The sequence below is a fragment of the Micromonospora sp. NPDC050495 genome, assembly GCF_040655175.1.
In the GTDB taxonomy this organism is placed as follows: domain Bacteria; phylum Actinomycetota; class Actinomycetes; order Mycobacteriales; family Micromonosporaceae; genus Micromonospora.
The window spans coordinates 63,254-83,601 of record NZ_JBFAJK010000014.1 but is presented as its reverse complement, the minus strand read 5'-3'; the positions used below and the strand labels follow the sequence as shown (position 1 = coordinate 83,601).

25 protein-coding genes are annotated in these 20,348 nt (G+C 74.0%); 11 read left to right on the top strand and 14 right to left on the bottom strand.

Annotated features, from left to right (window positions below; all coding sequences use genetic code 11):
* Nucleotides 1-24: 24 nt before the first annotated feature.
* Genes pdxY through AB0I11_RS16620 form a run of 3 tightly spaced genes read right to left on the bottom strand, consistent with a single transcriptional unit; the run spans nt 25 to nt 2,272 of the window.
* A complete protein-coding gene (gene pdxY, locus AB0I11_RS16630; protein ID WP_357320302.1) occupies nt 25-876 on the bottom strand; it encodes a pyridoxal kinase PdxY in 852 nt (283 codons plus the stop codon).
* A 57-nt stretch (nt 877-933) separates the two neighbouring features.
* Nucleotides 934-1,506, bottom strand: coding sequence for a GNAT family N-acetyltransferase (locus AB0I11_RS16625; protein WP_357320300.1), 573 nt, complete (start codon nt 1,504-1,506; stop codon nt 934-936).
* A gap of 37 nt (nt 1,507-1,543) precedes the next feature.
* Entirely contained in the window at nt 1,544-2,272 is a 729-nt protein-coding gene (locus AB0I11_RS16620) for an SDR family oxidoreductase (RefSeq protein WP_357320297.1), read from the bottom strand.
* 79 nt (nt 2,273-2,351) lie between these two features.
* Here AB0I11_RS16620 and AB0I11_RS16615 point away from each other — a divergent pair, with 79 nt between their 5' ends.
* From AB0I11_RS16615 to AB0I11_RS16605, 3 genes are all read left to right on the top strand, one after another.
* Nucleotides 2,352-3,185, top strand: coding sequence for a patatin-like phospholipase family protein (locus tag AB0I11_RS16615; RefSeq protein WP_357320293.1), 834 nt, complete (start codon nt 2,352-2,354; stop codon nt 3,183-3,185).
* 43 nt (nt 3,186-3,228) lie between these two features.
* Nucleotides 3,229-3,687 carry a peroxiredoxin gene (locus AB0I11_RS16610; protein ID WP_357320290.1) on the top strand — a complete coding sequence of 153 codons (459 nt, stop codon included), beginning with the start codon at nt 3,229-3,231 and terminating at the stop codon, nt 3,685-3,687.
* Nucleotides 3,688-3,753: 66 nt separating this feature from the next.
* Nucleotides 3,754-4,437 carry a hypothetical protein gene (locus tag AB0I11_RS16605; protein WP_357320287.1) on the top strand — a complete coding sequence of 228 codons (684 nt, stop codon included), beginning with the start codon at nt 3,754-3,756 and terminating at the stop codon, nt 4,435-4,437.
* 67 nt (nt 4,438-4,504) lie between these two features.
* Here AB0I11_RS16605 and cydB read toward each other — a convergent pair whose 3' ends face one another.
* Both cydB and AB0I11_RS16595 read right to left on the bottom strand, forming a co-directional pair.
* Nucleotides 4,505-5,503, bottom strand: a complete 999-nt coding sequence (cydB, locus tag AB0I11_RS16600; protein ID WP_357320285.1) for a cytochrome d ubiquinol oxidase subunit II — start codon at nt 5,501-5,503, stop codon at nt 4,505-4,507.
* Nucleotides 5,504-5,518: 15 nt separating this feature from the next.
* The gene (locus AB0I11_RS16595; RefSeq protein ID WP_357320282.1) at nt 5,519-6,934 is read right to left on the bottom strand and encodes a cytochrome ubiquinol oxidase subunit I; all 1,416 of its coding nucleotides are present in this window, start codon (nt 6,932-6,934) and stop codon (nt 5,519-5,521) included.
* 222 nt (nt 6,935-7,156) lie between these two features.
* Between AB0I11_RS16595 and AB0I11_RS16590 the strand changes: the two genes are divergently transcribed.
* Both AB0I11_RS16590 and AB0I11_RS16585 read left to right on the top strand, forming a co-directional pair.
* Complete coding sequence (locus AB0I11_RS16590) at nt 7,157-7,570, top strand: VOC family protein (protein ID WP_357320279.1); 414 nt, start codon at nt 7,157-7,159, stop codon at nt 7,568-7,570.
* Between the two features lie 127 nt (nt 7,571-7,697).
* Nucleotides 7,698-8,465 carry a lysophospholipid acyltransferase family protein gene (locus AB0I11_RS16585; RefSeq protein WP_357320276.1) on the top strand — a complete coding sequence of 256 codons (768 nt, stop codon included), beginning with the start codon at nt 7,698-7,700 and terminating at the stop codon, nt 8,463-8,465.
* Between the two features lie 45 nt (nt 8,466-8,510).
* On the opposite strand, the gene AB0I11_RS16580 is transcribed toward AB0I11_RS16585, so the two are convergent.
* From AB0I11_RS16580 to AB0I11_RS16570, 3 genes are read right to left on the bottom strand one after another with little or no spacing between them, the layout of a single operon-like run.
* Complete coding sequence (locus AB0I11_RS16580) at nt 8,511-9,449, bottom strand: ankyrin repeat domain-containing protein (RefSeq protein ID WP_357320274.1); 939 nt, start codon at nt 9,447-9,449, stop codon at nt 8,511-8,513.
* A 60-nt stretch (nt 9,450-9,509) separates the two neighbouring features.
* On the bottom strand, nt 9,510-9,878 hold the full coding sequence (locus AB0I11_RS16575) for a DUF4180 domain-containing protein (RefSeq protein ID WP_357320271.1): 369 nt from the start codon (nt 9,876-9,878) through the stop codon (nt 9,510-9,512).
* Nucleotides 9,871-10,317, bottom strand: a complete 447-nt coding sequence (locus AB0I11_RS16570; RefSeq protein WP_357320268.1) for a helix-turn-helix domain-containing protein — start codon at nt 10,315-10,317, stop codon at nt 9,871-9,873. Before AB0I11_RS16570 ends, AB0I11_RS16575 begins: the two co-directional genes overlap by 8 nt.
* Before the next feature lie 99 nt (nt 10,318-10,416).
* Between AB0I11_RS16570 and AB0I11_RS16565 the strand changes: the two genes are divergently transcribed.
* The 3 genes from AB0I11_RS16565 to AB0I11_RS16555 all read left to right on the top strand — a co-directional run bounded on the left by AB0I11_RS16565 (nt 10,417) and on the right by AB0I11_RS16555 (nt 13,359).
* The gene (locus tag AB0I11_RS16565) at nt 10,417-11,184 is read left to right on the top strand and encodes a glycerophosphodiester phosphodiesterase (protein ID WP_357320265.1); all 768 of its coding nucleotides are present in this window, start codon (nt 10,417-10,419) and stop codon (nt 11,182-11,184) included.
* A gap of 15 nt (nt 11,185-11,199) precedes the next feature.
* Nucleotides 11,200-12,591, top strand: coding sequence for an MFS transporter (locus tag AB0I11_RS16560; protein WP_357320262.1), 1,392 nt, complete (start codon nt 11,200-11,202; stop codon nt 12,589-12,591).
* A 93-nt stretch (nt 12,592-12,684) separates the two neighbouring features.
* Nucleotides 12,685-13,359, top strand: coding sequence for a thymidine kinase (locus tag AB0I11_RS16555; protein WP_357320477.1), 675 nt, complete (start codon nt 12,685-12,687; stop codon nt 13,357-13,359).
* Nucleotides 13,360-13,386: 27 nt separating this feature from the next.
* On the opposite strand, the gene AB0I11_RS16550 is transcribed toward AB0I11_RS16555, so the two are convergent.
* Nucleotides 13,387-13,845, bottom strand: a complete 459-nt coding sequence (locus tag AB0I11_RS16550; RefSeq protein ID WP_357320474.1) for a hypothetical protein — start codon at nt 13,843-13,845, stop codon at nt 13,387-13,389.
* A gap of 97 nt (nt 13,846-13,942) precedes the next feature.
* On the opposite strand from AB0I11_RS16550, the gene AB0I11_RS16545 reads away from it, so the two are divergent.
* Nucleotides 13,943-14,314: a VOC family protein gene (locus AB0I11_RS16545; protein WP_357320260.1), complete on the top strand. Its 372-nt coding sequence runs from the start codon at nt 13,943-13,945 to the stop codon at nt 14,312-14,314.
* A 128-nt stretch (nt 14,315-14,442) separates the two neighbouring features.
* On the opposite strand, the gene AB0I11_RS16540 is transcribed toward AB0I11_RS16545, so the two are convergent.
* The 3 genes from AB0I11_RS16540 to AB0I11_RS16530 all read right to left on the bottom strand — a co-directional run bounded on the left by AB0I11_RS16540 (nt 14,443) and on the right by AB0I11_RS16530 (nt 17,230).
* Complete coding sequence (locus AB0I11_RS16540) at nt 14,443-15,288, bottom strand: LLM class flavin-dependent oxidoreductase (protein WP_357320256.1); 846 nt, start codon at nt 15,286-15,288, stop codon at nt 14,443-14,445.
* Nucleotides 15,289-15,319: 31 nt separating this feature from the next.
* Nucleotides 15,320-16,312 carry a tyrosine-type recombinase/integrase gene (locus tag AB0I11_RS16535; protein ID WP_357320254.1) on the bottom strand — a complete coding sequence of 331 codons (993 nt, stop codon included), beginning with the start codon at nt 16,310-16,312 and terminating at the stop codon, nt 15,320-15,322.
* A gap of 96 nt (nt 16,313-16,408) precedes the next feature.
* On the bottom strand, nt 16,409-17,230 hold the full coding sequence (locus AB0I11_RS16530) for a class I SAM-dependent methyltransferase (protein WP_357320251.1): 822 nt from the start codon (nt 17,228-17,230) through the stop codon (nt 16,409-16,411).
* A 73-nt stretch (nt 17,231-17,303) separates the two neighbouring features.
* Between AB0I11_RS16530 and AB0I11_RS16525 the strand changes: the two genes are divergently transcribed.
* Both AB0I11_RS16525 and AB0I11_RS16520 read left to right on the top strand, forming a co-directional pair.
* Nucleotides 17,304-17,912 (top strand): TetR/AcrR family transcriptional regulator, encoded by a 609-nt coding sequence (locus tag AB0I11_RS16525; protein ID WP_357320247.1) that lies wholly within the window; start codon nt 17,304-17,306, stop codon nt 17,910-17,912.
* 74 nt (nt 17,913-17,986) lie between these two features.
* The gene (locus tag AB0I11_RS16520) at nt 17,987-19,024 is read left to right on the top strand and encodes a YafY family protein (RefSeq protein ID WP_357320244.1); all 1,038 of its coding nucleotides are present in this window, start codon (nt 17,987-17,989) and stop codon (nt 19,022-19,024) included.
* A 107-nt stretch (nt 19,025-19,131) separates the two neighbouring features.
* Here AB0I11_RS16520 and AB0I11_RS16515 read toward each other — a convergent pair whose 3' ends face one another.
* Both AB0I11_RS16515 and AB0I11_RS16510 read right to left on the bottom strand, forming a co-directional pair.
* The gene (locus AB0I11_RS16515; protein WP_357320241.1) at nt 19,132-19,557 is read right to left on the bottom strand and encodes an Hsp20/alpha crystallin family protein; all 426 of its coding nucleotides are present in this window, start codon (nt 19,555-19,557) and stop codon (nt 19,132-19,134) included.
* Between the two features lie 222 nt (nt 19,558-19,779).
* A complete protein-coding gene (locus tag AB0I11_RS16510; RefSeq protein ID WP_357320238.1) occupies nt 19,780-20,301 on the bottom strand; it encodes a DUF2087 domain-containing protein in 522 nt (173 codons plus the stop codon).
* Nucleotides 20,302-20,348: the final 47 nt, after the last annotated feature.

Here is a 20,348-nt window from a genome sequence, read left to right as displayed (position 1 = left end):
CGGCCTGTCCGGTTCGCCGGGGTCCTAGCGCAGCCGGCGGGCGGTGAACCGGGTGGGCGGGTCGGCGATGGCGTCCTGGGCGGCGACGAGTTGCAGCTCGCGGGTGCCCGCCGCGAGCGTCGCGTCGAGCACCGCGAAGATCGAGTTGGTGGTCTTCTCCAGCGCCGCGGCCGGTGACCCGGTGCTGCACAGGTGGGCCAGGTACAGCGCGGCGGTGACGTCGCCGCCGCCGTTGGGGGTGATCGGCAGCAGCGGGGTGGTGACCGCCCAGGCGCCCTCGTCGGACACGGCGACGACCTCCAGGTGGCCGGCGGGCAGGTCGCCGTGCAGGACGCTGGTGACCAGCACGTGCCGAGGGCCGGCGGCACGCACGGTGTCGACGGCGGCGAGCAGGTCGTCGAGGGTGTCGGTGCGGCGGCCGGCGAGGAACTCCAGCTCGAACTGGTTGGGGGTGACGATGTCGGCGCGCGGCACGACGGTGTCACGCAGGTACTCGGGGATGCCGGGGCGGACGAACATGCCGCGGCCGACGTCGCCCATCACCGGGTCGCAGCAGTAGACCGCGTCGGGGTTGGCGGCCTTGACCCGGTCGACGGCGTCGAGGATGACCGCGCCCACCGCCGGGTCGCCCTGGTAGCCGGAGAGCACCGCGTCGGCGGTGCCGAGGACGCCCCGGTCCTCGATGCCGGCGATGACGTCGGCGACGTCGGCCGGGGCCAGCAGCGGGCCGCGCCAGGCGCCGTAGCCGGTGTGATTGGAGAAGTGCACGGTGAGCACCGGCCAGACCTCGTGCCCGAGTCGTTGCAGGGGGAACACGGCGGCGGAGTTGCCGACGTAGCCGTAGGCGACCGAGGACTGCACGGACAGGATCTTCACCCGCTCATCGTCGCATCCCGCGGTTTCCGGGTCGCGCGAGCGGCAGGGTTGCCGGCATCACGTGTCGGTGCGCAGGCGGGCGTGCAGGTGCATGTCGTGCCAGCCGTCGGCGTGCCGGGCGCCGCCGCGGTTGGTGCCCTCGGCGGGCAGGCCGGCCCGTTCGGCGACCCGGCAGGACGCCGGATTGCCGGTGGAGTGGCGCAGCCAGACCCGGTGCAGCCCGAGCCGGTCGAAGCTGAAGGTGGTCAGGGCGGTCAGGGCGCGGGCGGCGACGCCCCGGCCGCGGGCGGCGGGCAGCACCCAGTACGACACCTCCCCCTGCGCGTCGGCGAGGTCGATGGCGCGCAGGCTGATCTGGCCGAGCACGCCGGAGTCGTCGGTGACGGCCCAGCCGGCGCCGGTCTCCTGCTGCCAGCGGCCGGGCCAGGCGGCGATCCAGGCGTGCGCCTCGTCGTCGGTCAGGGTGCGGCAGTGCCAGCGCTGCACGGCCGGGTCGGCGTAGGCGGCGACGACGGCGGGGTGGTCGGTGGGCTGCCAGGGCCGCAGCCGCAGGTCGCCGGCGTCGATGGTGGGTTGCGGGTGGCGGGCGAGGGCGCCCGGGGCCAGTGCCGGGGTGGTCAGCAGGGGCATGGGTCGATCATCGCGTACGCCCGCGGGCCGGTGCCGGTCAGAGGCCGCCGGCGATGCGCAGGACCGCGCCGGTGGTGTAGGAGGAGTCGGGGCCGAGGAGGAAGGCGATGGCGCCGGCGATCTCGTCGGGCTCCCCGGCCCGGCCCAGCGGGATGCGGCCGGCGGCGGTGTCGGGCCGGTCGGGCACGCCGGAGAGGGCGTGGATCTCGGTGCGGATGATGCCGGGGGCCACGGCGTTGACCCGGATGCCGCGGGGGGCGAGTTCCTTGGCGAGGCCGACGGTGAGGGTGTCGGTGGCGGCCTTGACGGCGGCGTAGTGGATGTATTCGCCGGGGCTGCCGAGGGTGGCCGCGGCGGAGGAGACGTTGACGATGGCGCCGCCGTCGGCCATCCGGCGGGCGGCCTGCTGGGCGCAGAGCACGTACCCGACGAGGTTGACGTCGACGACGCGGCGCAGGTCGTCGGCGCGCAGGTCGGTGAACGGGCCGATCGGGCTGGTGATGCCGGCGTTGTTGACCAGGCCGGTGAGGGGGCCGAGGTCGGCGGCGGCGTCGAAGAGACGCCGCACCTGGTCGGGGTCGGTGGTGTCGGCCGCGACGGCCACCCCGCGGCCGCCGGTGGCCTCGATGTCGGCCAGCACCGCCCGGGCGGCGGCGTGGTCGCTGCGGTAGCCGATGGCGACGCGGTGGCCCGCGGTGGCCAGCCGCCGGGCGGTGGCGGCGCCGATGCCACGGCCGCCGCCGGTGACGATGGTGACGGACGTCAATGCCCTCTCCCCTGCCCCGATGGTGGGGGTGACGTTACCGTGGCCGGGACGGGATCCGGGTGGAGAGGACGGTCACACCATGACGCGGGCGTTGGTGCTGGGTGGCGGCGGGGTGACCGGTGTGGCGTGGGAGTTGGGGCTGCTGGCCGGGCTGGCTGAGCGGGGGCTGGACCTGGCCGGCGCGGACCTGGTGGTGGGCACGTCGGCGGGCTCCGTGGTCGGGGCGCAGCTGTGCTCCGGCACCCCGCTGGCCGAGCTGTACGCGGCGCAGTTGCGCCCGCCGCGCGGTGAGCTGGCGGCCCGGCTGGGGGTGGCGGTGCTGCTGCGCTGGGCGTGGGCGGGCGCCCGGGGCGGGGACCCGGCGCGGGCGCGGGCCCGGATCGGGGCGATGGCGCTGGCAGCGCGTACCCCGTCGGAGGCGTCGCGGCGGGCGGTGCTGGAGTCCCGGTTGCCGGTGCGGGACTGGCCGGCGCGGCGGCTGCTGGTGACGGCGGTCGACGCGGCCTCGGGTGAGTTCGTGGTCTTCGACGCCGACGCCGGGGTGTCGCTGGTGGACGCGGTCGGGGCCAGCTGCGCGGTGCCCGGGGTGTGGCCGCCGGTGACCATCGGGGCGCGCCGCTACGTCGACGGCGGCGTGCGCTCGTCGGTGAACGCGGACCTGGCGGCCGGCGCGGCGGCGGTGCTGGTGCTGGCGCCGGTGACGGCCGGGTTCGGTCCGGGGCCGCGGCTGGCGGCGCAGGTCGCGCAGTTGCGGTCGGCCGGGTCGCGGGTGGTGGTGGTGACGCCGGACGGCGGGTCGCGGCGGGCGATCGGGCGTAACGTGCTGGATCCGGCGCGGCGGGCCGGGGCGGCGCGGGCCGGGCACGCGCAGGCGGCGGCGGTGGCCGCCGAGGTGGCCGCGATGTGGGGTTGATCGCCTAGGCTCACCGGGTCGGCGCGACAGGCGGAGGTGCCAGGTGGGTGTGGGTGTCGGGGATCAGGTGGCGGATTTCGCGCTGCCGGACGAGACGGGCACGCGCCGGCGGTTGTCGGAGTTCCTGGCGGCCGGCCCGGTGGTGCTGTTCTTCTACCCGGCGGCGATGACCCGCGGGTGCACCGCGGAGAGCTGCCACTTCCGGGATCTGGCGGCGGAGTTCGCCGCGGTCGGCGCGCAGCGGGTGGGGATCAGCCGGGATCCGGTGGACCGGCAGGCGGAGTTCTCCCGGCGGCACGGCTTCGACTATCCGCTGCTGTCCGACGTCGACGGGACGGTGGCGGACGCGTTCGGGGTGCGCCGGCGGCTGCCGCTGGGGGCGTTGAGCACGCGGCGGATGACGTTCGTGATCGGCCCGGACCGGCGGGTGCTCGCCGTGGTGCACAGCGAGCTGAGCATGAACGAGCACGCCGACGCGGCGCTGCGCGCGCTGGGGGGTTGATCTTCCGGTTGTCGCAGCCGGCTGGTATCAAGGCTGCAATCAGACAGGTGTACGGAAGAGGGCGTGATGGCGGGTCAGGGTTTGTCCACTGACGAGGTGCAGGGCATCCGGGAAGCGTTGGCGGCGGGCCGCAAGCCGCGGGTGGTGTTCACGGCGGTGGCGGGTCAGATGGCCGGGCAGCTCGGGCAGGTGGTGGAGCTGACCGACCCGGAGCTGTCGGAGGAGTTCGTGGTGGTGCGCTTCGGCCGCGACGAGTTGCCCTTCTCCCCCGCCGACGTGGCGATCGCGCCCAAGGGCGCCGGGCGTAAGCCGGCCGAGGCGAAGCCGCCGGTCGAGGAGCCGCCGGCGCCGGCGGAGCCGGAGTTCGTGTTGGACGCGCCGCCGGTGCCGGCGCCGCGCCGGGAGGAGCCGAGGGTGGAGCAGCAGCAGGCGGAGCCGAAGCCGGCGCGGCGGGCGGTGAAGGCGGCGAAGCCGAAGGGCCCGGCCGGGCTGACCGTGACGCTGGCGTACGCCGACGGCGAGTGGACGGTGGCCGCGCAGCAGGGCGCCAAGGCGCTCGCCAAGCCGTACGTGGTGAAGCCGGCGGAGGCGCTGCGGATGGTGGCGCTGGTGGACGTGCCGGGGGTGCAGGAGGCGGTGGAGCAGATCCTGGCCGCCGAGCGCGCCGAGGCCGAGCAGCAGGCGGAGAAGCTGCGCGCCGAGCTGGCCGAGATCGAGGCCCGCCTGGCGGAGCTGCGCGAGGCCCACTGAGGGCCGACGAAGCGGGGCCGGCGCGAGGGATCGCGCCGGCCCCGCTTCGTCGTGGCCGCGGGTCGGATCAGTGTTGCGGGATGTGCCGCACCCCGATCCGCTTGCGGAACACCCAGTAGGTCCAGCCCTGGTAGGCCAGCACGATCGGGGTGAAGATCACCGCCACCCAGGTCATGATCTTCAGGGTGTAGGGGGTGGAGGCGGCGTTGGTGGCGGTCAGCGTGCCGGCGGCGTCGAGGGTGGACGGCAGCACGTTCGGGAACAGCGCCGCGAACAGGGTTGCCACGGCCAGCGCGATGGCCAGGGCGGTGCCGGTGAACGCCCAGCCCTCCCGGCGTACCGCGGCGGCGGCCAGACCGCCGAGCAGGGCGAGCGCGGCGGCGACGGCGAGCACGACGGCGGCCGCGCTGGACCGGATGGTCAACGTCCAGGTCAGGAACGCCACCGCGACCACCGCGGTGCCGACGCCGAGCTTGACGGCGAGGGCGCCCGCGCGCCGGCGAATGTCGTCGGTGGTCTTGAGGGCGATGAACACCGCGCCGTGGGTGAGGAACAGGCCGAGGGTGGTCAGGCCGCCGAGCAGGGCGTACGGGTTGAGCAGGTCGGTGAGGCCGCCGACGTACTCGTGCTGGGTGTCGAGCGGTACGCCGCGCAGGATGTTGGCGAAGGCCACGCCCCACAGGATCGCCGGGATCAGCGAGCCGAAGAAGATGGCCTGGTCCCAGCGGCGTTTCCAGGACGCCTCGGGGCGCTTGTGCCGGTATTCGAAGGCCACCCCGCGGGCGATGAGCGCGAGCAGGATGAGCAGCAGCGGCAGGTAGAACCCGGAGAACAGGGTGGCGTACCACTCGGGGAAGGCGGCGAACATGGCGCCGCCGGCGGTGATCAGCCAGACCTCGTTGCCGTCCCAGACCGGGCCGATGGTGTTGATCAGGACGCGGCGTTCCCGGTCGTCGCGGCCGAGCACGGGCAGCAGCATGCCGACGCCGAAGTCGAAGCCTTCGAGGATGAAGTAGCCGGTGAAGAGCACGGCGACGAGGAGAAACCAGATGGTGGTCAGTTCCACGATGGGCTCCGGGGGTCAGTAGGCGAAGGCGAGCGGGCGCTCGGCGTCGTCGGTGTCGTCGTCGTCGGCCGGTTGCGGGGCGTCGTCGGGTACGCCGGCCTTGGCGTAGCGGACCAGCAGTTTGAACTCGATCACCGCGAGGGTGGCGTAGATCAGGGTGAACGCGGTGAAGGAGGTGAGCACCTCGGTCAGCGAGACGCTGCGGGACACGCCGTTGCGGGTGAGCATCTCGCCGAAGACGATCCACGGCTGGCGGCCCATCTCGGTGAAGATCCAGCCGAAGGAGTTGGCCAGCAGCGGCAGCACGGGCATGATCAGGCCGGCGCGCAGCAGCCACCGGCTGCGCGGGGTGCGGCCCTTGCGTTGGCTCCAGAGCACCAGCAGCGCGATCGCGGCGGCGGCCAGCCCGAAGGCGATCATGAAGCGGAAGCTCCAGTAGGTGACCGGGATGATCGGGGTGTAGCTGCCGGCGCCGTACTGGCTGGCGTACTGGGCCTGCAGGTCGTTGATGCCCTGCACGGTGCCGTTCGGGTCGCCGGTGCCGAGGAACGACAGCAGGTACGGGATCTTGATGGCGAACAGCTCGCGGCTGCCGTCGAGGCTGCCGACGGTGAGCACGGAGAACGAGGCTGGGCTCTCGGTGGTGTAGAGGCCCTCGGCGGCGGCCATCTTCATCGGCTGCACATCGGTCATGATCTTGCCTTGGATGTCACCGGTCAGGATGACCAGCGCCGAGGAGATCAGCACCACCCAGGAGCCGAACCGGGTGGCGAAGCGGTAGCCGCCGGTGTCGGCGCTGCCCCGGTTGCGGATGACGTGCCAGAGGCCGACGGCGACGATCAGTGACCCGGCGACCAGGAACGACCCGGCCAGGGTGTGCGGGAAGGTGATCAGGGCGACCTTGTTGGTGAGCACCGCGACGAAGTCGGTCAGCTCGGCGCGGCCGGTGTCCGGGTTGATCCGGTAGCCGACCGGGTTCTGCATGAACGAGTTGGCGGCCAGGATGAAGTAGGCGGACAGGTTGGTGCCGATCGCGGCGGCCCAGATGGCCGCCAGGTGCAGCCGCTTGGGCAGCCGGTCCCAGCCGAAGATCCACAGGCCGATGAAGGTGGACTCGAGGAAGAACGCGACCAGCGCCTCGATCGCCAGGGGCGCGCCGAAGATGTCGCCGACGAAGCGCGAGTAGTCCGACCAGTTCATGCCGAACTGGAACTCCTGCACGATGCCGGTGACCACGCCCATCGCGAAGTTGATCAGGAAGAGCTTGCCGTAGAACTTGGTGAGCTTGAGGTAGCGCTCGTTGCCGGTGCGGTGCCAGAGGGTCTGCAGGATGGCCACCAGCACGGACAGGCCGATGGTCAACGGTACGAAGAGAAAGTGGTAGACGGTGGTGACACCGAACTGCCAGCGGGCGACGTCCAACGCGTCCACCTGAAACCCCCAGCTGTGCATACTACGAGACGTAGTAAATACTACTCGCCGTCGTAGAAGAACCGGCAGGGCCGTGGGGCCCGACCCGACCCGGGACCAATGACCCTGATCACCCGGGGCCGGTGGACCAACCGATCAGGATTCGAGAAGCGCCGTCCCCGGGCCGCTCCGTAGCGTGACTGACGTCTGGATGAGCAGAAAGCACGGAAAAGGAGACAAGGTATGAAAGCGCACGTGAGCGCGATCCTCCTCGGCGTCCGGGACATGGAGCGGACCAAGCGGTTCTACACCGAAGGCCTCGGCTGGCAGGTCGCGCAGGACTACGGCGTCTCGGTGTTCTTCGCCTCCGACGGCGGCTCGCCGGTCGGCTTCTACGGCCGCGACGGCCTGGCCGAGCAGGTCGGCACGAGCCCACAGGGCAGCGGCTTCAGCGGGCTGGTCCTCACCTACGTGGTCCGCAGCGAGGCGCGGGTCGACGAGGTCATGGCGGAGGCCGAGAAGGCCGGCGCCACGATCCTCAAGCCCGCCGGCCCGCTGCCCTGGGGCGGCTACGGCGGCTCCTTCGCCGACCTAGACGGCTACATCTGGAGCCTCGGCTACAGCGCCCAGGGCGAGAACCAGCCCTACGCGGAGTGACCCCGGCGACGAGGCGGTCGGCTCGCCCTCGGGGCGGCGCGCCGACCGCCTCGCCCGCTGCGAACCCGGCGGGTGACCGGGGATCGAGTGCCCCGCTCACCCCGGCCCGTGCGACCATCCAGCACTGATGAACAGCACCCCATGGCAGCCACCCCTGGTCTGGCGCGCCGCCCAGGCACTCGCCCGCGCCGTCGTCGGCCTGCTCGGCCGGCTCGAGGTCACCGGGGACGTGCCGGACGCGCTGCGGCGCGGACCGCTGATCCTGGCCGCCAACCACATCAGCCCGTTCGACCCGGTGGTGCTCGCCGCCGCGTGCCGGGCCCGCCGCGTCGCCCCGCGGATCATGGCCACCGGCGGGCTGTTCCGCGCCCCCCTCGTCGGGCCGCTGATGCGTCGCGCCGGGCACATCCGGGTCGACCGGGGCACCCACGCCGTGCACCGCTCCCTGCCGGCCGCCGCCGACGCGGTCGCCGCCGGCTCGGTGGTGCTGGTCTACCCCGAGGGGCGCATCGGGCTGGATCCGGGCATGTGGCCCGAGCGCGGCAAGACCGGCACCGCCCGCCTCGCCCTGACCTGCGGCGCCGCCGTCGTACCGGTCGCCCAGTGGGGCTCGCACGAGGTGCTGCCGTACCGGACGCCCAAGGGGATGCTGCGCGGGCTCGCCCGCGCCGTGGCCCGGCGCCCGGTGATCCGGGTACACTTCGGCGCCCCGGTGCCGCTGCGGGACCTGCACCCCGACACCCCCGGGGCCGCCCGGCGGGCCACCGACCGGATCATCGACGCGATCACCGACAGCCTCGCCCCGCTGCGCCTCGACGAGCCGGACCGACCCCGCCACGTCGACCCCGGCCGCCCGGTCGACACCAGCCGCAGTCACCGCCGCCGACCGGCCTGAAATCCGCCGGTACGGCGCACGACCGGCGGCAGGATGCGCCGAGGGTCAGCGCCAGGCCCACCAGTCCCGCTCCGGCAGCCGCACCCAGACGTCGGGCGGGCCGGTGACCGCCCGCGCGTCGGTCAGCCGCAGCCCGGCGTACGCGCAGCTGTAGGCCTCCGCCCGGAGCCGGTAGAGGTAGGAGGCCAGCACCAGCTCCGGCGGGTCGTCCTCGCCGGCCCAACCACCGGGGTGCAGGTCCCAGCCCTCGAGGACGCCGTCCACGGCGATGCTGCCCTGGTTGCCGCTCTTCGGATTGGCGTACAACCCGTAGCAGCGGGTGCCCACCGAGAGGGCACCCAGCACGCCCGGCTGCTGCGGGGCGTAACCCCACGGCTGAGTGACCACACAGCCGCCCGGCACGTCGGTGACCCCCACGATGTCCAGCGTGGCCGCGTCGGTCGCCTCGGCCTCGGGCACCGGGGTCGCGCCGAGCCGGCGCACCGCCTCCGCCGCGTCGAGCCGCGCCACGCAGGCCAGGCCAATGCCGTCGTACCAGATCTCGCCCACGGCGGAGATCAGCCGGCGGGCCTCGGCCACGGCGTCGCGCTCGGCGTCGGTCAGCCCGGCGCCGGGCGGCGGCGGGCCGAACAGCTCCGGCTCCGGGCCGGCCAGCGCCAGCCGCCCCGGCGACCAGCCGGACATCATCGGCAGCCACGGATCCGCGCCGGCCGCGGCCAGGGCGCGGGCGTTGTCGTGGCGGCCCTCGTCGACCGCCTGCCACAGCGCGGTCCGGCCGGCGCGCAGGGCATCGACGTCGCGGACGCGGGCGGCCAGCAGCGCGATCACCTCCGGCGTGCCCGTGACGGCGGCCCGGTGCAGCGGCGTGTCGCGCCAGTCGAGCTCCGCGTCGGGGTCCGCGCCGGCCGCCAGCCGGTCCCGGACCTGCGCCGCGTCCGCCCAGGACCGGTAGCCGAGCCCGGTCCAGCCCTGTCCGTCCACCATCGTGTCGCCTCCCCCGTCCGGTGGGTTCGGACCGTACCGCCCGGGGGTGACATCGTGGGGTCAGGCCAGGGCCCGGAGCCGCCCGTCGAGGGCGGCCAGGTCCGGCACGAACCAGACCTGGTCGTGGCGGTTGGACTCGGCGACCAGGGCGCGCAGCGCGCCGCTGGCCGCCAGGTGGGCGCTGATGTCGCCGACGACGACCAGCCGCAGCCGGTAGTTGACGAACTTCTGCATGATCTCCCCGGCGAACCGGTTGCCGAGGGAAAAGAAGGCCGGATCCAGCCGCTCGGCGGGCACCGCGACCACCTCGGCGCCGGCGAAGGCCGCGCCGATCAGGTCCAGGGCGTCGCGCTCGGTGCTCAGCGGCGGGCCGGACGGGTCGCAGACCAGCACCGGCACCCCGGCGCGCTCCTCGATCAGGTCAGGCATCGCGCACCGTCCCGGTGAGCAGGCCGCCGTCGCGCAGCACGGCGTCGACCAGCCGCAGCAGGTCGGCGGTGGCGACGGCGTCGCCCAGGATCACGATCGTCATGCGGTGGCGCTCCTCGTCGTGGACGGTCTGCACCCGTAGTGGGTGGGCGGGGTCGTGGCCCGTGTTGGCGGCGGCGTGCACCAGGGTGGTGATCCGGTCGACCGTGCGCCGGTCCACGCCGTCGACCCGCACGACGCTCGACACCTCCAGCGCGGCGGTCCCGGCCGGCGGCCCCGGCCGGCCGGTCAACGCGTCGAGGTCGGCCCGGGCGATCCGGTACTGCTTGCCGATCCGCACCGCGCGCAGCCGGCCGGTGCGGATGTAGCCGCGCACGGTGCGTACGTGCAGGCCGAGAAGCTCCGCCACCTGCTCGACCGAGTACAGGTCATCACTCATCGTTCCCTATCGTAGGCAGGATAGGGAACGATAGGGAAATTGGTTCAGGTGACGCCAGCCGGTCACCGGTGGGTCACCCGCACCCGGCATACTTCCGGCGTGCAGCCCCGTCACGGCTACCTCGACGCCCCGCCGCCGCTGGCCTTCGCCCACCGGGGCGGCGCGGCCGACGGGGACGAGAACACCGCCGCCGCGTTCGCCCGGGCCGTCGGCCTGGGCTACCGGTACGTGGAGACCGACGTGCACGCCACCGCCGACGGGGTGGCGGTGATCTTCCACGATCCGACCCTGCGCCGGGTCACCGGCGAACCCGGCCGCATCGCCGACCTGCGCTGGTCCGACCTCGCCTCGGTACGCGTCGGCGGCGCCGCCGTCGTCCCCCGCCTGGACGAGGTCCTCGCCGCCTGGCCGGAGGTCCGGTTCAACGTCGACGTCAAGGCCGACGGCGGCGTCGAGCCGACCGTCGACACGATCACCCGCACCGGCGCCGCCGACCGAGTGCTGCTCGCCTCGTTCAGCGACGCCCGGCTGGCCCGGCTGCGCGCCCTGGCCGGCCCGAAGGTCGCCACCAGCCTCGGCATGCGCGGAGTGGCCCGGATCCGGATGGCCAGCCTGCACGGGCGCTCGCTGCGGCTGCCCCCGTCCGTGGTGGCCGCCCAGGTGCCGCCCCGGTACGGGCGCATCCCGGTGGTGGACCGGCGGTTCGTCGCGTACTGCCACCGGTTGGGGTTGCAGGTGCACGTCTGGACGATCGACGAACCCGCCCAGATGCACCACTTACTTGATCTTGGTGTGGATGGCATCATGACCGATCACGTCGGCGTGCTGCGCGACGTCTACCGCAGCCGCGGCCACTGGGCCGCCTGAGCCCCGAGGACCCTGATGGCCGAAACGGTCGCCCCCGCCGTCGCCGAGCCCGCCCGCCCGGGCAGCACCCGCCGCGAACGCACCGGCTGGTACCTCTACGACTGGGCGAACTCCGCCTTCCAGACCACCGTCATCACGGTGTTCCTCGGGCCGTTCCTCACCACCGTGGCCGAGCTGGCGGCCGGTTGCGAGCTGGGCGCGGACAGCTGCGACGGGTCCGTGCACCCGCTGGGCATCCGGGTCGCCGCCGGCTCCTACTACCCGTACCTGATCTCGCTGTCGGTGTTCCTGACCGTGTTCGTGCTGCCGGTGATCGGTGCGGTCGCCGACCGCACCCGGCACAAGAAGCGGCTGCTGGCCCTGGCCGCGTTCACCGGCGCGGCGGCCACCATCGGCTTCGCCTTCGTCACCGGCGAGCGCTACCTGCTCGGCGGCGTGCTGTTCCTGATCGCCAACATCTCCTTCGGCGCGGCCGTCGTGGTCTACAACTCGTTCCTGCCGCAGCTGGGCGGCCCGGACGAACGCGACGCCATCTCCAGCCGCGGCTGGGCCATCGGCTACCTCGGCGGTGGCCTGCTCCTCGCGCTGAACCTGGTGGCGGTCACGCTGCTCAGCGAGGAGGGCAACGACCAGCGCACCCTGGACCTGGCCCGCTGGTCGATCGTCTCGGCCGGGGTGTGGTGGGCGGCGTTCACCCTGCTGCCGCTGCGCTGGCTGCGCGAGCACCCCACCGCCGCGGCGCTGCGCGGCGGCGGCAACGTGCTCACCGACGGATTCCGCCAGCTCGGCCGCACCCTGCGGGAGATCAAGGCGTACCCGCTGACGCTGTTCTTCCTGCTCGCCTTCCTGGTCTTCAACGACGGCATCCAGACCGTCATCACCCTGGCCAGCCAGTACGGCACCGAGGAACTGCGGCTGGAGCAGAGCACCCTGATCGTGACGATCCTGCTGGTGCAGTTCCTGGCCTTCGGCGGCGCGCTCGCCCTGGGTGCCCTGGCCCGACGCATCGGCGCCTGGAAGACCGTGCTGCTGTCGCTGGTGCTCTGGACCGGGGTGATCATCGCGGCGTTCCGGCTGCCCGCCGAGGCGCCCGTGCCGTTCATGATCCTCGGCGGCTGCATCGGCCTGGTGCTCGGCGGCAGCCAGGCGCTGAGCCGGTCGCTGTTCAGCCAGCTCATCCCCGCCGGCAAGGAGGGCGAGTACTACGGCTTCTACGAGATCAGCGACAAGGGCACCAGCTGGCTCGGGCCGCTCGCCTTCGGCCTGGTGTTCCAGCTCACCTCCTCCTACCGGGTGGGCCTGGTCTCCCTGCTGATCTTCTTCGTGGTCGGGTTCGCGCTGCTGGCGGCCGTGCCGATCCGCCGGGCCATCATCGCGGCCGGCAACACCCCGCCCCGGGTGCTGTAGCCGGACGCCGCGCCCGCAAGATCCTCTCGCGTCGATGGGCTAGGCTGCCCCGACGTGACCGACGACGCCGCTCCGATCTGCCTGGCCCGGCCCCTGCCCCGTACCGGTGGCGACGGTGCCGGCGGCTGCGCCGCCGCGCGCGGCGTGCACGGGCGCCCGCTGCACGCCGCCGCGTTGAAGTTCTTCTGGGGGCCGATGGACTGCGGCAAGTCCACCATGGCCCTGCAGATGAACTACAACCACGGCCGGCAGGGCCGCCGAGGGCTGGTCACCACCCGCATCGACCGCTCGCTGGGCCCGCAGGTCACCACCCGCATCGGGCTGGCCCACTCGGCCATCGAGGTCATCGACGAGCTGGACCTGCGCGACCTGGTCCGCGACGGCCTCGCCGACGGGGTACGCGTGGACTACCTGATCTGCGACGAGGCGTCCTTCTACAACCTGGAGCACATCGAGCAGATGGCCGAGCTGGTCGACGAGTACGACGTCGACGTGTACGCGTTCGGCCTGGCCACCGACTTCCGCTCCTGCCTGTTCCCGGCCGCGCAGCGGCTGTTCGAACTCGCCGACGAGGTGGCCCGCATCCAGGTCGAGGTGCTCTGCTGGTGCGGCCGGGAAGGGCTGCTCAACGCCCGGGTCGTCGACGGGCGGGTGGCCCGCGAGGGCGAGCAGGTGGTCATCGGCGACACGGTCGACAGCGCCGACGTGCGCTACCAGGTGCTCTGCCGCCGGCACTACCGCTCCGGCGACCTGGGCCCGCGCGGCTGAGCCGTCCCGTCCGGCCCCGCACCGGGCTCAGAACGGATCCCCGCAGACCCGCCACCGGCCGTCCTCCTGCACCACCGGCAGGTCCCGCTGCTCGCTGGCGCCGCCCTCGCGGGTCAGCCGCACGGTGACCGTGCCGCGCGGGCGCCCGCCCCGGGTGGCGACCGACACGTCGACGATCTCGTAGCCGCTGACCTGCGGCGGGGTGCGTACCCAGCTGGCGAAGCCGACCTGGCTCCACTTGCCGCGCGCGTCGCGGCACAGCTTCCCGTACGCCTGGTCGGGGTCGCCGGTGACGATCTCCTGGAAGAACGTGTCGGCGGTCTCCCGGACCGGGCCGTGGGCCTGCAACACCAGCTGCACGTTCCACAGCCCGAGGCCGGCCACCCCGACCAGGCAGGTGCCCAACCCCAGGCCGGCGACCAGCACACCGCCGCGTACCGGCCGGCGACGCCGGGCCGGCCGGTGGTACGCCCGCTCCCTGCCCATCACCTGTAGACGGTAGAGACCGGAACCGGGTGGGCGCAGGAACTTGCCGCCCAGGTACCTGCCACAGGGTGTCAGGTACCGCCGGGAGGATGGCGGCATGACAGTGCACGCCGACCTCGCGATGGTCAACCTCGACAGCTCCGACCCGGCCGCCCACGCCGGGTTCTACTCCCGCGTCCTCGGCTGGGAGGTCACCCACAGCCAGGCCGAGTACGCGATGATCAGCAAGGACGGGACCTCGATCGGCTTTGGCCTGGTGCCCGGGTACGCGCCGCCGGGCTGGCCGGACGAGGCCGCCGGCAAGCGCTACCACCTCGACTTGCACGTCGACGACGTGACCGTCGCGGAGAAGGAGTTCCTGGCCGCCGGCGCGACGAAGCCGGAGTTCCAGCCGGGCGGCGAGCGGTGGACCGTGCTGCTCGACCCGATCGGCCAGCCGTTCTGCCTCTGCCCCCGCCCGCAGGGCTGACCGTCGACCGGGCACGCCGGCGGCCCTGGCCCCCGGCGTGCCCGGCATCGGGCCCGTCCCGCTGAGCGCCCCGGCCCGGCCCGCCGCCATACCGGATCCGCGACGCCCACCGACACCCCCGCGCCCGCTCAGCGCAGCGGCCCGCGGGCGACCGCCGCGCGCATCGCCGCGGGGTCGCCGGCGGGGACGAACTCCAGCCACCAGGTCGCCCCGGCCGCCGCCAGCTCCCCCAGGTACCGGCGTTCGGCGCGCTCGTCGGCCCGGCGTCGCCGGCCGCCGATCGCCACGTCGAACGGCTGACCGTCGGCACGGGTGGCCGGCAACGCGGCCACCAGGTCGCGCACCTCCTCGGGGGCGAAGTCCGCCCAGTCGCCGGTGTCGGTGAGCTTGTAGGGCACGATCCCGTCGGCGCGGGCGGCCCGCCGCAGCACCGCCTTCGCCTGGGTGCTGCCACCGACCCAGACCGGCACCCGCGGCGAGCGCACCGGCGCCGGCCGCAGCGTCGCGCCGTCGACCCGGTAGTGGACGCCGTGGTGCCGGACACGTTCGCCGCCGAGCAGCCCGACCAGCAGGTCGAGGCCCTCGTCCAGCATCGCCGCCCGGGTCTTCAGGTCGGTCGGCTCGCCGAACGCGGCGAGGCCCCGGTCCTTCGGGTCGCCGACGCCGACCGCGACGGTGGCCCGGCCGCCGGAGAGGTGATCGAGGGTGAGCACCTCCCGGGCCAGCTTCGCCGGCCGGCGGCGGGGCAACGCGGTCACCGTGGTGCCCAGCCGGAGCCGCCGGGTGCGGCCGGCGATCGCGGCGAGCAGCAACCACGGGTCGTACGTCGGCGGGTCCTCGCCCTCGTAGTAGATCAGGTAGTCCTCGAAGAACAGCCCGTCCCAGCCGGCCCGCTCCGCCAGCTCGCCCAGCTCGACCAGGAGGGCGGCGGTCATCGCCGGGCCGCCGCAGCAGATCTCCAGTCCGTGTCGCATCACCGCACGCTAGGACGGGCGTGCGACACGATCAGCCGCGCCGGCGGGCCCGGGCCGCCCAGATGGCGTACGCCGGGTCGCGGTCCAGGTTGTGCCGGTCCCGGTCGTAGCGGCGGGTGGTGCGCGGGTCGGCGTGCCCCATCGCGTCCTGCACGTCCTCCAACGGCACCCCCTCGGCGCGCGCGGTGGTGGCGAACGCGTGCCGCAGCGAGTGCGGCGACAGCTTCGCCCAGGCCGCGATGCCGGCGGTGCGGGCCAGCCGGCGTACCAGCCGGAACACCGAGTGCCGGTCCAGCCGGGCGCCGGTGGCGGTGACCAGCAGCGGGCCGGTCAGCTCCGGCACCGTCACCCGCTGGGCGGCGGCCCGCGCGGTCAGGTAGGCGTCGACCGCGTACGCGGTGCCGGGGGTCAGTGCGCGGCGGCGTACCTTGCCGCCCTTGCCGACGAACCGCACGCTGCGGTGCCCGCGTTCCGTCCCGAGGTCGGCCACGTCCAGCGAGATCAGCTCACCGACCCGCAGTCCCAGGTCGGCCAGGAGCGCGATGGCGGCACGGTTGCGCGCGGCCGTCGGGCCGGTCTCCGCCTCGACGGCCGCCAGCAGCGCGTCCACCTCGTCGGGGGTCAACCCGACGGTGGCCGAGTGGTCCCGGTCGACCCGGGGCCGGTCGGCGGCGGTGACCGGGTTGGCGTCCACCGCGCGCAGCTTGACCAGGAAGTCGTACCAGCTGGACAGGGCGGACAGCCGACGGGCCACGGTGGCCGGGGTGAGCGGCCGGCCGCTGCGCGCGGCCACGGTGGCCTCCAGCGCCCGGCCGTAGGCGTTGACGTCCAGGAAGGTGGCCCGCAGCGGGTCGACCTCGTGCCCCGCGCACCAGGTTAGCCACCCGGCGACGTCCCGCCGGTACGCGTCGCGGGTGTGCTCCGACAGCCGGCGGTTGCGCAGCCACGCCTCGGTGAAGTCGACCGGGCCGCCGGGCAGGGCGGGCCGCGCCGACCCGCGGGGTAGCACCTCGGGACGCAGCATGTGAAAAAGGCTCTCAGCCGGCGGGGCGATTCGCGACGAGGCGCGCCCGACGGAATGCGACAGCCGGCACACCGACTCGTCCGGTACGGCAGCGGATCAAGGGGCGCCGACGCGGACGGCGGTGGTCGCCAGAGTGGTGTAGTGCATCGTGAAGCGGCCGCCCAGCGCGTCGACGGCGTCCCCGACCGCGCCCAGTATCTCGCTCAGCTGATCGGACCGCAGTCGGGTGAGGCCGCCGGTGGTGGGGAGCAGCTCCAGCCACTGGTCGCGGGTGTAGGACCGCTCCCAGTCGACCTGCCACTGCTCCGGGTCTTCGAACCGCCCCGTCTCGCGGATCTGGTCGGCGATCTGTGCGTACCCCGCTTGGTAGATCTCCAGTGGACGTCGCGCCGGCTGCCTGGTGAACGGGGAGTCGGGGGCCACCCGCCGGTAGGCGGCGGCGAAGGGCTCGGCCACCTCCACAGGCGGTTCGAATACGTGCCCGAAGATCGCCAGGCGCCCGTTCGGACGCAGCACCTGGGCCGCCTTCACCGCGCCGACGACGGGATCCACCCAGTGCCACGACTGGGCGGCGATCACCGCGTCGAACGTCCGGCCGGCCGGCTCCCAGGCTTCGAAGGTCGCCACCTCCACCGGCAGGCCGCGGGTGTGCGCGAGGTCGGCCATCCGCGCATCCGGCTCGATGCCGAGCACGGCGCAGCCGGCGGCCTGGAACTGGCGGGCCGCGATGCCAGTGCCGCAGCCGACGTCGAGCACGTCCGGCCCGGGACTCCCGGCGACGATCCGGGCCACCAGGCCGTCGGGGTAGCCGGGTCGGGCCTGGTCGTAGCGGTGCGCGTCGGTGCCGAACGATTCGGCCGTCTGCCGGGCCTGATGCGGCTGCGCCGGCTCCGACTGCTTCCCCGGTAGAGTGGGCATGCGTTCACTTTAGTGGGCAAGCGCCCACTACGGCAACCGATGCCAGGCGCCGCACGGACGAGAGGATCTGACAGTGCCGACCGGGATGCACCTTCGCGACGCGCGGCAACAGCTGTTCGACGCCGCCGAGCGCGTGCTGCTGCGTGCCGGCCCGAACGGGCTGACCAGCCGGGCCGTCACCGACGAGGCGGGCTGCGCCAAAGGCGTCCTGCACCGGCACTTCACCGACTTCGACGCCTTCCTCGCCGAGCTCGTGCTCGACCGGGCCGGGCAGCTGGAGAGACAAGCGGATGCGCTGCGCGCGGCCGCCGGCACCGGCACGGTGGCCGACAATCTGACCGGCGCGCTGACCACCCTGTTCGGACCGGTTCCGGTGGCGATCATCCCGCTCATCACCTTCCGGGACGAGCTGCGCGCCCGGCTGCGACAAGCCAGGCCCGGAGGCGGCATCGCGATCCTCGCCGAGGTCACGACCGCGGTCTCCGCCTACCTGGCCGATGAGCGCGACCTGGGCCGGATCGCGGCCGACGCCGACCTCGACTCCCTCACCCTCTCCCTGGTCGGCGGCGGGCATCTGCTGTTCGCGGACCGCGACCCGGACCCGCCGACCACGGCCACCGTCAACAAGCTCGTGACCACGGTGCTCGCCGGTGTCCTGCCCCGGCGGCCACGCCGAGCTTGAGGGGTAGCCGAAACACCGCCGCCCATCCGCGGGCCGGACCCCGACCGGTGTTCCTGGCGCGTTACCGTCGGCGGGTGCGTGCCAGCCGCCTGGTCTCCCTGCTCCTGCTCCTGCAGACCCGGGGCCGGATGACCGCCCAGGAGCTCGCCGACGAGCTGGAGGTCTCCGTCCGGACCGTCTACCGGGACGTGGAGTCGCTCGGCGCGGCCGGGGTGCCGGTGTACGCCGACCGGGGCCCGGCCGGCGGCTACCGGCTGCTCGACGGGTACCGGACCCGGCTGACCGGGTTGACCGCGCCGGAGGCCGAGGCGCTGTTCCTGGCCGGCATGCCGGGCCCCGCGGCCGAGCTGGGGCTGGGCCCGGTGGTGGCGGCGGCCGAGCTGAAGGTGCTCGCCGCGCTCCCCGACGAGCTGGCCGACCGGGGCGGCCGGATGCGGCAGCGGTTCCACCTCGACGCGCCGGGCTGGTTCCGGCACCCCGAACCCACCCCCCACCTGGCCGCGCTGGCCCGCGCCGTGTGGGAGGACCGGCTGGTGCAGATGCGCTACCGGCGGTGGCGGGCGCCGCGCGAGGTGACCCGGGTGGTGGCCCCGCTGGGCGTGGTGCTCAAGGCGGGCCGCTGGTACCTGGTGGCCCGCTGCGACGAGCAGATCCGCACCTACCGGGTCGGCGCCGTGCTGGACGTGCTGCCGCGCGACGAGCGGTACGAGCGGCCGGCCGACTTCGACCTGGCCGGCTACTGGCGGGACTGGACCCGCCGCTACGAACAGGACGTCTACCGGGCCCGGGCGCGGATCCGACTGACCGTGGCCGCCCTGGAGTTCATGCCGTACGTCTTCCCGCCGGAGATGAGCCGCGCGGCCCGCGCGGCGGCCGGCCCACCCGACGAGCACGGCTGGCTGGAGACCAGCGTGCCGATCGAGTCGGTCCGCCACGCCCACACCGAACTGCTCAAGCTCGGCGCGGAGGTGGAGGTGCTGGAGCCGGCCGAGCTGCGGGACCGGCTGGCCAGCACCGCGCACGCACTGGCCCGGCTCTATCCGGCCGCCCCGGACCCGGCGGTGGGGACGTCCGTCACGGACGCCCCCACCGGTCCCGCCGTCGGGCGCTGATCCCCCGGCGGCGCCCCATCGGCGCTGCTGCTCCTGCCCGCGCCCTGGCGGCGCCGCGATCCGGACCGGCCCCCGGTCGGGTGCTGAACCTCCCGGCCGGCGCCCGGTCAGGCGCTGATCTCCCGGTGGCCGTTGCCGGTCGTGGAGACGGTGATCCGGCGCGGCTTGGCGCGTTCGGCGATCGGGATGCGCAGGGTCAGTACGCCGTTGTCGTAGCCGGCCTCCAGCTTGTCGGTGTCGAGGGTGTCGCCCAGGAACAGCTGCCTGGTGAAGGTGCCCATCGGCCGCTCGGCCGCGACCAGCTCGACACCCTCGCCGGTGGGCCGGCGCCGCTCGGCGCGCACCGTCAGCACGTTGCGCTCGACCGTGCAGTCGATGCTGTCCGGGTCGACGCCGGGCAGGTCGAAGGCGGCGTAGAAGAAGTCCCCGTCGCGGTAGGCGTCCAGGTGCATGACCGCCGGCCGCGCGGTGGTGCCGAAGAACTGCTCGGCGAGCCGGTCGATCTCACGGAACGGGTCGGTACGCATCAACATGGCGGTGCCTCCTCGGTTCTCCTCAACCCAGGGTGTCAAGTTGAGTCTGGTTGACTCAAGTTCCCGATTTCTTGTTTAGCGCGCCCGGACGGCGTCGTCAACCCGGGCCGGCAGGGAGCGGCCGCCGGGCGTACCGGAAGCGGATCGGATCCGGCGTCCGGGTCGGGAGGCTGCCGGGCGGGGCGGCCGGTCCTCGCCGGACGGTCGACGGGCCCGCGGGGGTCAGGGCCGCCAGTAGACGCCGTGGTCGCGGCTGAGCAGCCGCTCGTCGACCAGGTAGCGGCGCAGCGTGACGTGGTCGGCCGCACCGCCTTCGCACCAGGCGCGCAGCGCGTCGTCGACGGCGCGTTCCGGATACTGGACGCCGGTTTCGAAGGACCGCTCGGTGACGTGCTCCAGCAGCACGCGGCGGCGGCCGCGCTGGGCGGGCAGCCGGGTCAGCGCCCCGTCGCGCAGGAAGGTGCGCAGGATCGACTCCCGGGGATTCGCGGCGGGTGCGGCGGTCGCCGGCGCGCTCGCCCTGGCCTGCTCGCGCAGCCACCGCCCGTCGACGCGCAGCCCGGTGCCGTCGTCGGTCACCACGCCCAGGTCGACCAGCCGGCGAACGGCGGTGGCGGCGTCGCGGGTGGACAGCTCGGCACGGGACGCGACGGCGGACAGGTCGGCCGCGCCGAGCACGATGGCGGCGAAGACGGCACGGCGGCGGTCGTCGGCGAGCGCACCCGCCAGGGCCTGTGAACTCATACGCCGCAGCCTGGCAGGCGCGCCCGCCACCGGCCAGGCATTTTCCC

Excerpts from the sequence above, each read along its gene's own strand:
- AB0I11_RS16535 (WP_357320254.1), bottom strand. The coding sequence starts at position 16,312 with ATGCTGCGTCCCGAGGTGCTACCCCGCGGGTCGGCGCGGCCCGCCCTG.
- AB0I11_RS16515 (WP_357320241.1), bottom strand. The coding sequence starts at position 19,557 with ATGTTGATGCGTACCGACCCGTTCCGTGAGATCGACCGGCTCGCCGAG.
- AB0I11_RS16540 (WP_357320256.1), bottom strand. The coding sequence starts at position 15,288 with ATGCGACACGGACTGGAGATCTGCTGCGGCGGCCCGGCGATGACCGCC.
- AB0I11_RS16590 (WP_357320279.1), top strand. The coding sequence starts at position 7,157 with ATGAAAGCGCACGTGAGCGCGATCCTCCTCGGCGTCCGGGACATGGAG.
- AB0I11_RS16615 (WP_357320293.1), top strand. The coding sequence starts at position 2,352 with ATGACGCGGGCGTTGGTGCTGGGTGGCGGCGGGGTGACCGGTGTGGCG.
- AB0I11_RS16625 (WP_357320300.1), bottom strand. The coding sequence starts at position 1,506 with ATGCCCCTGCTGACCACCCCGGCACTGGCCCCGGGCGCCCTCGCCCGC.
- AB0I11_RS16510 (WP_357320238.1), bottom strand. The coding sequence starts at position 20,301 with ATGAGTTCACAGGCCCTGGCGGGTGCGCTCGCCGACGACCGCCGCCGT.
- AB0I11_RS16580 (WP_357320274.1), bottom strand. The coding sequence starts at position 9,449 with ATGGTGGACGGACAGGGCTGGACCGGGCTCGGCTACCGGTCCTGGGCG.
- AB0I11_RS16530 (WP_357320251.1), bottom strand. The coding sequence starts at position 17,230 with ATGCCCACTCTACCGGGGAAGCAGTCGGAGCCGGCGCAGCCGCATCAG.
- AB0I11_RS16570 (WP_357320268.1), bottom strand. The coding sequence starts at position 10,317 with ATGAGTGATGACCTGTACTCGGTCGAGCAGGTGGCGGAGCTTCTCGGC.
- AB0I11_RS16560 (WP_357320262.1), top strand. The coding sequence starts at position 11,200 with ATGGCCGAAACGGTCGCCCCCGCCGTCGCCGAGCCCGCCCGCCCGGGC.
- AB0I11_RS16575 (WP_357320271.1), bottom strand. The coding sequence starts at position 9,878 with ATGCCTGACCTGATCGAGGAGCGCGCCGGGGTGCCGGTGCTGGTCTGC.
- AB0I11_RS16550 (WP_357320474.1), bottom strand. The coding sequence starts at position 13,845 with ATGGGCAGGGAGCGGGCGTACCACCGGCCGGCCCGGCGTCGCCGGCCG.
- AB0I11_RS16545 (WP_357320260.1), top strand. The coding sequence starts at position 13,943 with ATGACAGTGCACGCCGACCTCGCGATGGTCAACCTCGACAGCTCCGAC.
- AB0I11_RS16585 (WP_357320276.1), top strand. The coding sequence starts at position 7,698 with ATGAACAGCACCCCATGGCAGCCACCCCTGGTCTGGCGCGCCGCCCAG.
- AB0I11_RS16605 (WP_357320287.1), top strand. The coding sequence starts at position 3,754 with ATGGCGGGTCAGGGTTTGTCCACTGACGAGGTGCAGGGCATCCGGGAA.